The organism is Streptomyces sp. H51 (assembly GCF_035656535.1).
GTDB lineage: Bacteria > Actinomycetota > Actinomycetes > Streptomycetales > Streptomycetaceae > Streptomyces.
The window spans coordinates 110,604-121,234 of record NZ_JAYMHD010000089.1 but is presented as its reverse complement, the minus strand read 5'-3'; the positions used below and the strand labels follow the sequence as shown (position 1 = coordinate 121,234).

Below are 10,631 nucleotides of genomic sequence, written 5' to 3'. Positions count from 1 at the left end.
GCGGTGTGCAGCACCGCCCGGTCCTCGGTGACGTTGATCTTCTCGCCGCGGAACATCGCGTCGCGCAGGCCGAACACGTCCGTGGCGGCGGCCAGTTCCTGCAACAGGGCCAGCGTCTCGTCGGTGACCAGGTGCTTGGAGTAGTCGATGCGCAGGTCGCCCACGCGGACCACGTACCGCTGCGCCCGCCCCGGGTCCGAGGCGAACAGCTCGCGCAGGTGCGGCTGTCGCTGGGCGCGGTGGTCCTGCAGGGCGGTCCACTCGGGCCGCCGGGTGAGCTGGGGGGCGTCAGACATGAGAGGCGTTCTCCTTGGGGGACTCGCCGCGCAGGGCGACGGCGTACATCTCGTCCGCGTCGAGGCGGCGCAGTTCCTCGGCGATGAGTTCGGAGGTGGTGCGGACCTTCAGCGCGAGGGTGCGGGAGGGCTGGTGCGGCAGGGTCAGCGTGGCCAGCGGGCCCTCGGGGCGGTCGATGACGATCTCGCCCTGCTGGGTGCCCAGCCGCACCGCGGTGACCACCGGGCCGGCGGTGACGATCCGGTCGATCCGCACGTGCAGCCGCGCCTCCAGCCAGCGCGCCAGCAGCTCGGCGGCCGGGTTGTCGGCCTCGGCCTCCACCGCGCCCGACACGATCTTCGTCCGGGCCTGGTCCAGGGCCGCGGCCAGCATGGAGCGCCACGGGGTCAGCCGGGTCCAGGCGAGGTCGGTGTCGCCGGGCGCGTAGGAGCGGGCGCGGGCCCGGAGCGCCTCCAGCGGGTTCCCGGCGGCGTACAGGTCGGTGATCCTGCGCTGGGCGAGGGCGCCCAGCGGGTCCTTGGCGGGCTCCTCCGGCGCCTCCACCGGCCACCACACGACGACCGGCGCGTCGGGCAGCAGCAGCGGCAGGACGACGGAGTCGGCGTGCTCGGACACCTCGCCGTACGTGCGCAGGACGACGGTCTCGCCGGTGCCCGCGTCGGCGCCCACCCGCACCTCGGCGTCGAGGTGGGAGTCGTGGCGGTCGCGCGGGGTGCGGGCGTGCCGCTTGATGACGACCAGGGTGCGCGAGGGGTGCTCGTGCGAGGCCTCCTCGGCCGCCTTGATCGAGTCGTAGGCGTTCTCCTCGTCGGTGACGATGACCATCGTCAGCACCATGCCCACGGCGGGTGTGCCGAGGGCGCGGCGACCTTGCACCAGCGCCTTGTTGATCTTGCTTGCCGTGGTGTCCGTCAGGTCGATCTTCATGGCCTGCGCCAGCTCCGTCCGTCTCGTGCGAGCATCTCGTCGGCTTCCCCGGGCCCCCAGCTGCCCGCGGCGTACCGCGCGGGCCTGCCGTCGGTCGCCCAGTGCTCCTCGACCGGGTCGAGGATCCGCCACGACTCTTCCACCTCCTGGTGACGGGGGAAGAGGTTGGCGTCGCCGAGCAGCACGTCCAGGATGAGGCGCTCGTACGCCTCGGGGCTGGACTCGGTGAAGGACTCGCCGTAGGCGAAGTCCATGGTCACGTCCCGGATCTCCATCGACGTGCCCGGCACCTTGGAGCCGAAGCGGACGGTGACGCCCTCGTCCGGCTGGACGCGGACGACGATCGCGTTCTGGCCCAGCTCCTCCGTCGCCGTGGAGTCGAAGGGGGAGTGCGGCGCCCGCTGGAACACCACGGCTATCTCGGTGACCCGGCGGCCCAGCCGCTTGCCGGTGCGCAGGTAGAAGGGGACGCCCGCCCAGCGGCGGTTGTCCACGTTCAGCCGGACCGCCGCGTAGGTGTCGGTGGCGGAGGCCGGGTCGATGCCGTCCTCCTCCAGGTAACCGCGCACCTTCTCGCCGCCCTGCCAGGCGCCCGTGTACTGCGCCCGCACCGTGTGCCGGTCCAGGTCCTCCGGCAGCGTCACGGCCCTGAGGACCTTCAGCTTCTCCGTGAGCAGCGACGGCGCGTCGAAGGAGGCGGGCTCCTCCATGGCGGTCAGCGCCAGCAGTTGCAGCAGGTGGTTCTGGATGACGTCACGGGCCGCGCCGATGCCGTCGTAGTAGCCGGCCCGGCCGCCGATGCCGATGTCCTCGGCCATGGTGATCTGCACGTGGTCCACGTACGACCGGTTCCACACCGGCTCGAAGAGCTGGTTGGCGAAGCGCAGCGCCAGGATGTTCTGGACGGTCTCCTTGCCCAGGTAGTGGTCGATGCGGAAGACCTGGTCCGGCTCGAACACGTCGTGCACGATCGCGTTCAGCTCACGCGCGCTCGCCAGGTCGCGGCCGAACGGCTTCTCGATGACCGCGCGCCGCCAGGACCCCTCCGGGGCGTCGGCCAGCCCGTGCTTCTTCAGCTGCCGGACGACCTTCGGGAAGAACTTCGGCGGCACGGACAGGTAGAAGGCGAAGTTGCCGCCGGTGCCGCGGGCCTTGTCGAGCTCGTCGACGGTCTGCCGCAGCAGCGTGAACGCCGTGTCGTCGTCGAAGTCGCCGGGGATGAACCGCATGCCCTCGGCGAGCTGCTGCCAGACCTCCTCGCGGAACGGCGTACGGGCGTGGTCGCGCACGGCGTCGTGGACGACCTGCGCGAAGTCCTGGTCCTCCCAGTCGCGGCGGGCGAAGCCGACCAGCGAGAAGCCCGGCGGCAGCAGGCCCCGGTCGGCGAGGTCGTAGACGGCCGGCATCAGCTTCTTGCGGGACAGGTCGCCGGTGACGCCGAAGACGACCAGGCCGGACGGGCCCGCGACGCGGGGCAGCCGGCGGTCACGGGCGTCCCGCAGCGGGTTGTCCCATCCGGTGACCGGAGCCGTCACCTCCTCGAGCGGAGTGGCGCTCATATGGCATCAACTCCCTCGTGCTTGCTGGATTCCGTCGCCGCGGCAGGCAGGTCCCGCCGGGGCGGCTCGCGATCGCGTCAACCGCATGCCGCGGCAAGCGATTCCCGGGCGGGCCGTGTGCCCGTACTCCGGCCCGGGGGACGGCACGAAACGGTCATGGCCGGTCCGCTCCGGGTCGGCCGGGTCGTGAAGCATCACCTTCTGAAAGATCGTGTATGCCGTCGGCGCCAGACTCATGACGGTGCCCGGGTGGCCCCTTCCCGCCTTCCGTACGGCACCGACCGCCAACCGGCGGGCGGCGCAGAGGGTACACCGGTGGGGTCCGGTCCCTTCCACGCGGTCCGCGATCTGCGTGCTCATCTTCAAGAGGTCCTCGATCCGAGCCTGGTGCCTGACGTACACGTTCAAATCTAAAAGTCTGACTTTAAAGTGGAAGGTGGCGATGTGCCAACCTGCGGTGAAAGCGGGCCGCCGAAGAGGCCCCCCGGAGATCCACCAGGGCGAGCCGGCACACCGGCGCGGAGGTGCGAGAAGGACACGGCGGGCGGCATCGTCCGAAGCTCCGGGCGGACGAGTACCGCGGAACCGTTCTGGTCATGCATCCCGGCTTCCTGTCCCGCGCCACGCGCACACCACGCCGAGTTGACCCCGGCGGCGTTCCGGGCGGGAGACGCGTTGATGCGCCGAAAGGGGGCTCCACGCGCGCGTGGAGCCCCCTCGCGGGCCGCGACCGGGCCGCGACCGGCCGGTCGGTGACCGTACGGCGGCCGGTCAACGGCCGGTCAGTGGCCGAAGTCGAACCAGTTGACGTTGACGAAGTCGGACGGCTGGCCGCTGGAGAAGGTGAGGTACACGTCGTGCGTGCCGGTCACCGCACTGATGTTGGCCGGAACCGTCTTCCAGGTCTGCCAGCCGCCGGTGTTGGCCAGCGCGAAACTGCCGACCGGGGTGCTGGTGCGGCTGTCCAGCCGTACCTCGACCAGGCCGCTGACCCCGGACGCGGCGCCGCTGGCCACCCTGGCGAAGAACTGAGTGGCCGCGGTGGAGCCGAAGTTGACGCCCTTGTACAGGGCCCAGTCGCCGTCTGCGAGGTAGCCGATGTCCTGGCCGCCGCCGGTGTCGGAGGTGGTCTCGGTGACCACGCCGGACTGGCTGTCGTAGGACTCGGCCTGGATGGCGCTGTAGGCGTCACGGTTGCCGGAGGGGGGCGGTGTGGTACTGCCCCCGCCGCCCGCCTGGAGGACCTGGACGTAGTCGACGACCATCGGGTGGCCCGGCTGGGTGTCGGCGTCCAGGCCGCCGCCGAAGGCGTCCGGGAAGCCGCCGCCCATCGCCACGTTCAGGATGACGAAGAAGCCGTGGTTGGTGGCGTTGGCCCACGTGGTGGCGTCCATCTGACCGGCCGTCACCGTGTGGTAGTTGACGCCGTCGACGTAGAAGCGGATCGCCTCCGGGCTCACCGAGCGGTCCCACTCCATGGCGTAGGTGTGGAAGCCCGACTGGCAGGTGGTGTTCGGACACGCGACGGAGTTGCCGATGCCGGACGTCTCGTTGCACGGGCCGCCCGGGTTGGTGCCGCAGTGCATCGTCGCCCAGACCTTGTTCAGGCCCTGGACGTTCTCCATGATGTCCAGCTCGCCGACGCCCGGCCAGTTCTGGTAGTTGCCGCGGAAGGGGGCGCCCAGCATCCAGAACGCCGGCCAGTAGCCCTCCGCCGCGGTGCCGGTGACATTGGGCATCTGGAGGCGCGCCTCGACGCGCAGCTTGCCGCCCGACGGCGGCTGGAAGTCGGTGCGCTGGGTCTCGATGCGGCCCGAGGTCCAGCGGCCGGAGGAGTCGCGCAGCGGGGTGATGCGCAGGTTGCCGTTGCCGTCGAGCGAGACGTTGCTCGTGCTGTTCGTCATCGTCTCGACCTCGCCGGTGCCCCAGTTGGCGGCGCCGCCCGGGTAGGAGGTCCCGGTGTCGTAGAGCCAGTTGGCGGTGTTGACGCCGGAGCCGGCGGGGCCGTTGAAGTCGTCCAGGAAGACCTGCGTCCAGCCCGACGGCGGCGTGGGGGCGGAAGCGTTCGCGGACGGTACGGCGATGGTGGCGGCGGCGGCCGTCAGGCCGAGCGTGCCCAGGACGGCGACGAGCACCCGCCGCAGCGGGCGCCGTCTGCGGTACGTGCCGGAGGTGTCACTCATGTGGGGTGCCTCTCGGGTACGGGGTTCCATGCGTGGGGAGCCTGGTGCCTTCGAGAGCCGGGTGAGAGCGCTCTCAGAGTGGCCCCAATGTGCTCTCCGTCCCTCCGGTCGTCAAGACTTAAAACAAGTAAAGTCCTTGTGGCGCGGGTGAGTTCACCGCATGAATCGTGCGAATCGGCCGAGACTTCCAGGGCGCGCCGCACGCTTTCCACGCCCCGGCGCCCCGCACGCCCTGCTGCTTCCGCTCAGGGACCTTCCCGCCACTGCGAGCCCGTCTCGAACCACCACACCACCCTCGCACTGCTGTCGCGGGCGCTCGGCGTGGAGACGAAATCCGGGCCTGCCGCCGTCCGCCGGCGACTCGAACCGGGCTCAGCCGAGACCACGATGGGCGGCCCACAGTGCCCCGGCACGGTCGGCGGCGTCGGCGGCCAGGGCCGCCGGTTCGGGTTCGTCGGGGACCGGGAACGGGACGTATGCGCTCCGACCGCCATGGACCGGTCTGCCGTAAGCCTGCACGGCGAGGTGACCGTCCGGGAGAAGCCGGACGTTGAGTGTGGTCAGCGTGAACGCTTCACCGCGGCGGGTGTCCGTCCAGCGGAGCGCCTGCGGGACCGTGACGTTGATCGCCAGAGCATTCACTTCGACATCGCCGCTCATGGTCGGATGATCTCGCGCGCGTCGCCGCGGGCCACCGCCACCGCGTATCGGAGCGTGATCGGACTGCCTGCCACGGAGCTCCGTGACCTCACGGTACGGCGCGAGGGACGCGGGGCGGGGGAGGGGGCCGCCGTCCGCTCGGCGCGTAACGGTGCCCCGGCCGGGACGTGCCCGCCGTCCGACCGGCGGCGCCTTCCGGCAGGCGGGCGACCGGCACGGTGGCCGGTGCGGCGGGCCGCGGCCGTGGCCTGTGGCAAGGTCGTCCTGCCCGCCGGCTCCGCGGGGGTCCCCGGGAACGGGGACGGCGGGGGCGTGCGGGCGGCGGGAGCTGGACGTGGTGGTGACGAACGCGCCGGCCGCCCCGCCGGCCCGTTCCTCCCCGCGGGAGGCGGGCCGCGCGGCGGACCCGGCGGGAAAGGTGCAGGAGTGAGGCTGACGATTCTGGGCGGCGGCGGGTTCCGGGTGCCGCTGGTGTACGGGGCGCTGCTCGGGGACCGCGCGCCGGGGCGGGTGACCCGGGTAGTGCTGCACGACCTGGACGCGGGGCGGCTGGCCGCGGTCACCCGGGTGCTCGCCGAGCAGGCCGCCGGCGTGCCCGACGCCCCCGAGGTGAGTGCCACCACCGACCTCGACGAGGCCCTGCGCGGCGCCGACTTCGTGTTCTCGGCGATCCGGGTCGGCGGCCTGCGGGGCCGGGCGGAGGACGAGCGGGTGGCGCTGGCACAGGGCGTCCTCGGCCAGGAGACGGTCGGCGCGGGCGGCATCGCCTACGGGCTGCGCACCGTCCCGGTCGCCGTCGACATCGCCCGGCGCGTCGCCCGGCTCGCCCCCGACGCCTGGGTCATCAACTTCACCAACCCGGCGGGCCTGGTCACCGAGGCCATGTCGCGGCACCTCGGCGACCGCGTCATCGGCATCTGCGACTCGCCGGTCGGCCTGGGCCGCCGGATCGCCCGCGTGCTGGGCGCCGACCCGAAGGAGGCGTGGATCGACTACGTCGGCCTCAACCACCTCGGCTGGGTCCGCGGCCTGCGGGTGGCCGGCCGCGACGAACTCCCGCGGCTGCTCGCCGACCCCGGCCTGCTGGGCTCCTTCGAGGAGGGCCGGCTGTTCGGCGCGGACTGGCTGCGCTCCCTGGGCGCCGTCCCCAACGAATACCTGCACTACTACTACTTCAACCGCGAGACCGTACGCGCCTACCAGCAGGCGGAGCAGACCCGCGGCGCCTTCCTGCGCGACCAGCAGGCCCGCTTCTACCGGGAGGCCGGCCGCCCGGACGGGTCGGCACTGGAGGCATGGGAACGCACCCGCGCCGAGCGCGAGGAGACGTACATGGCGGAGAACCGGGAGGCCGCCGGCGCCGGCGAGCGCGAGGCCGACGACCTCTCAGGCGGCTACGAGAAGGTCGCCCTGGCCCTGATGCGGGCCATCGCCCGCGACGAGCGCGCCACCCTGATCCTCAACGTCCGCAACCGGGCCACCCTGTCGGCGCTGGACTCCGAGGCCGTCATCGAGGTGCCCTGCCTGGTCGACGCCAACGGCGCGCACCCGGTCGCCGTCGACCCGCTGCCCGGCCACGCGACGGGACTGGTGTGCGCGGTGAAGGCGGTCGAGCGCGAGGTGCTCGCCGCGGCCGGGTCCGGTTCCCGGGCGACGGCGGTGAAGGCGTTCGCGCTGCACCCGCTGGTCGACTCCGTGACCGTCGCCCGCCGACTGGTCGACGGTTACACCGCGGCGCACCCCGAACTGGCGTACCTGAAGTAGGCTCCGCGTCGGGAAAGCGCTTTCTCCACCGGCTGGGCGCTTTCCCCGGCAGGCTCCCCACCGGCTGACCATCGGTTCGACATCGGCCCTCAACCGGCTTCCGCTCGGCTCCCTGGCTTCCTGGAGACCCTTCATGCACGACGAACGCCGCCGGATCGAGGAGCGCGCGCAGCGCCTCCACACCCAGCGCATCAAGCCCGCGGTCCACGCGGTCACCGTTCCGCTCACGGTCGAGGCCTGGCAGGCGCCGGGCGAGCCGGTCCCGTTCGACCGGGCCGCGGCCGCCGCCTACGAGCCCTTCGCCATGGACACCCCCTGGGGGCCGCCCTGGGGCACCACCTGGTTCCGGATGCGCGGACGGGTGCCCGCCGAGTGGGCGGGACGGCGCGTCGAGGCCGTCATCGACCTCGGCTTCGTCGGCGGCTGGCCGGGCAACCAGGCCGAGGCGCTGGTCCACCTCGCCGACGGCACGCCGCTGAAGGCGGTCAACCCGCTCAACCAGTACGTGCCCGTCGCCGCCCCCGCGGCGGGCGGCGAGGAGGTCCACTACCTCGTCGAGGCCGCCTCCAACCCCGACATCCTGGCCGACGGCTTCGCCCGCCCGACCCCCCTCGGCGACGTCCTCACCGCGGGCGACCGGCCCCTCTACACCTTCCGCAGCGCCGACCTCGCGGTGCTGGACGAGCAGGTCTGGCACCTCGACCTCGACCTCCAGGTGCTGCGCGAGCTGATGGCGGAGCTCGCCGAGCACGACCCGCGCCGCCACGAGATCCTGCACGCCCTCGACCGCGCCCTCGACCTGCTGGACCTCGACGACGTCGCCGGCTCGGCCGCCGCCGTGCGCGAGGCGCTGCGGCCGGTGCTCGCCAAGCCCGCCCACGCCAGCGCGCACGTGATCTCCGGCGTCGGCCACGCGCACATCGACTCCGCCTGGCTGTGGCCCGTCCGCGAGACCAAGCGCAAGACCGCCCGCACCTTCTCCAACGTCACCTCGCTGGCCGAGGAGTACGAGGAGTTCGTCTTCGCCTGCTCGCAGGCCCAGCAGTACGAGTGGGTGCGCGACAACCACCCGCAGGTGTGGGAGCGGATCAGGAAGTCGGTCGAGAAGGGCCAGTGGGCGCCCGTCGGCGGCATGTGGGTGGAGGCCGACGGCAACCTGCCCGGCGGCGAGGCCATCGCCCGCCAACTCGTCCACGGCAAGCGGTTCTTCCTCGAACACTTCGGCATCGAGACCAAGGGGGTCTGGCTGCCCGACTCCTTCGGCTGCACCGCGGCCTACCCGCAGCTCGCCAAGCTCGCCGGCAACGAGTGGTTCCTCACCCAGAAGATCTCCTGGAACCAGACCAACACGTTCCCCCACCACACCTTCTGGTGGGAGGGCATCGACGGCACCCGCATCTTCACCCACTTCCCGCCCATCGACACCTACAACGCCCGCTTCAGCGGCGAGGAGATGTCCCGCGCGGTGCGCAACTACGCCGAGAAGGGCGGCGCCACCCGCTCCCTCGCCCCGTTCGGCTGGGGCGACGGCGGCGGCGGACCCACCCGCGAGATCATGGAACGGGCGCGCCGGCTGCGTGACCTGGAGGGGTCGCCCCGGGTCGAGATCGAGCACCCAGACGCCTTCTTCGCCAAGGCCCGCGAGGAGTACCCGGACGCGCCGGTGTGGGTCGGCGAGCTGTACCTGGAGCTGCACCGGGCCACCTACACCTCCCAGGGCCGCACCAAGCAGGGCAACCGGCGCTCCGAACACCGCCTGCGCGAGGCCGAGTTGTGGGCGACCACGGCCGCGCTCAACGCGCCGGGCCACGCCTACCCGTACGAGAAGCTGGACCGGCTGTGGAAGACGGTGCTGCTGCACCAGTTCCACGACATCCTGCCGGGCTCCTCCATCGCCTGGGTGCACCGCGAGGCGGAAGCCGAGTACGCCCGTGTGGCGGAGGAGTTGGAGGAGCTGACCGGCGAGGCGGTGGCCGCGCTGGGCAGCGGCCCGGCGCGGGCCTTCAACACCAGCCCGTACGACCGGGCCGAGGTCGTCCGCACGGCCGACGGGGTCCCGGCGTACGTCGAGGTGCCGGCGAACGGCAGCGCGCCGCTCGCCGGCGCCCGGCCGCCGCGGCCGGTGACGGTGGACGGCCGCGTCCTCGACAACGGCCTGGTCCGCGTGGAGGTGGCCGAGGACGGCACCCTGGCCTCCGTGTTCGACCTGCGCGCCGACCGCGAGGTGCTCGCCGGCCCGGGCAACCTGCTGCGCCTGCACACCGACCTGCCCAACTACTGGGACGCCTGGGACATCGACAAGCACTACCGCAACCGGTACACCGACCTGCTGGACGCCACGAGCGTCGAGGTCGTCGAGCGGGACCCGCTGCTCGCCTCGATCCGCGTCTCCCGGTCCTTCGGCAGGGGCTCCACGATCAGCCAGACGATCACGCTGCGGGCCGGCAGCCCCCGCGTCGACTTCGAGACCGACCTCGACTGGCACGAGGCCGAGAAGATCCTCAAGGCGGGCTTCCCCGTCGACATCCGCGCCGCGCACGCCTCGGCGGAGATCCAGTTCGGCCACGTCCAGCGCCCCACCCACGTCAACACCAGCTGGGAGGCGGCCCGTTTCGAGGTCTCCGGCCACCGCTGGGTGCACCTCGCCGAGCCCGGCTACGGCGTCGCGGTCCTCAACGACTCGACGTACGGCCACGACGTCACCCGCACGGTCCGCGAGGACGGCGGCACGACGACCACGGTCGGTCTCAGCCTGGTGCGCGCCCCGCGGGTGCCGGACCCGGGGGCCGACCAGGGCCGCCACCGCTTCACCTACTCCCTGCTGCCCGGCGCGGACATCGAGGACGCGGTCGCCGAGGGCTACGCCCTCAACCTCCCGCTGCGGGTGGCCGACGCGGCGGGCGCGCCCGAACCGGTCGTCTCCGTGCGGGGCGACGGCGTGACCGTCGAGGCGGTGAAGCTCGCCGACGACGCGTCCGGCGACGTCGTGGTACGGCTGTACGAGTGCCGCGGCGGCCGCGCCCGGGGCGTGCTGCGCACCGGCTTCCCGCTCGCCGCCGCCCAGATCACCGATCTGCTGGAACGGCCGCTGGAGGAGGTGCCCGTCGACGACGGCGTCCCCGTCGTGCTGCGCCCCTTCCAGATCCTGACCCTGCGCCTGCGGCGCGCCGCGGCGGGCTGACGGCGCCGGGCGGGCCCCGGTTCATCAGGGCCCGCCCGTGCGCCGCTCCCCGCGTGCCGT

The 10,631-nt window shown here is 72.7% G+C and carries 6 protein-coding genes and 2 pseudogenes; 2 read left to right on the top strand and 6 right to left on the bottom strand.

Features of this window, described 5'->3' with window-relative positions:
• From VKA29_RS36505 to VKA29_RS36480, 6 genes and pseudogenes are all read right to left on the bottom strand, one after another.
• Window positions 1–296, bottom strand: a pseudogene (locus tag VKA29_RS36505) (glucose-6-phosphate isomerase); the annotation flags it as partial.
• Window positions 289–1,224, bottom strand: coding sequence for a glucose-6-phosphate dehydrogenase assembly protein OpcA (gene opcA / locus VKA29_RS36500; RefSeq protein ID WP_324790375.1), 936 nt, complete (start codon window positions 1,222–1,224; stop codon window positions 289–291). The gene opcA and the pseudogene VKA29_RS36505, both read right to left, overlap by 8 nt.
• Window positions 1,221–2,783, bottom strand: a complete 1,563-nt coding sequence (zwf, locus tag VKA29_RS36495; protein ID WP_324790374.1) for a glucose-6-phosphate dehydrogenase — start codon at window positions 2,781–2,783, stop codon at window positions 1,221–1,223. Before zwf ends, opcA begins: the two co-directional genes overlap by 4 nt.
• 132 nt (window positions 2,784–2,915) lie before the next feature.
• Window positions 2,916–3,143 (bottom strand): annotated as a pseudogene (locus tag VKA29_RS36490) (transketolase); the annotation flags it as partial.
• A 422-nt stretch (window positions 3,144–3,565) separates the two neighbouring features.
• On the bottom strand, window positions 3,566–4,966 hold the full coding sequence (locus tag VKA29_RS36485; protein WP_324790373.1) for a glycoside hydrolase family 16 protein: 1,401 nt from the start codon (window positions 4,964–4,966) through the stop codon (window positions 3,566–3,568).
• 372 nt (window positions 4,967–5,338) lie between these two features.
• A complete protein-coding gene (locus VKA29_RS36480; RefSeq protein ID WP_324790372.1) occupies window positions 5,339–5,626 on the bottom strand; it encodes a hypothetical protein in 288 nt (95 codons plus the stop codon).
• Between the two features lie 426 nt (window positions 5,627–6,052).
• Between VKA29_RS36480 and VKA29_RS36475 the strand changes: the two genes are divergently transcribed.
• Both VKA29_RS36475 and VKA29_RS36470 read left to right on the top strand, forming a co-directional pair.
• Window positions 6,053–7,390, top strand: coding sequence for a 6-phospho-beta-glucosidase (locus VKA29_RS36475; RefSeq protein WP_324790371.1), 1,338 nt, complete (start codon window positions 6,053–6,055; stop codon window positions 7,388–7,390).
• A 133-nt stretch (window positions 7,391–7,523) separates the two neighbouring features.
• The gene (locus VKA29_RS36470; protein ID WP_324790370.1) at window positions 7,524–10,571 is read left to right on the top strand and encodes an alpha-mannosidase; all 3,048 of its coding nucleotides are present in this window, start codon (window positions 7,524–7,526) and stop codon (window positions 10,569–10,571) included.
• Window positions 10,572–10,631: the final 60 nt, after the last annotated feature.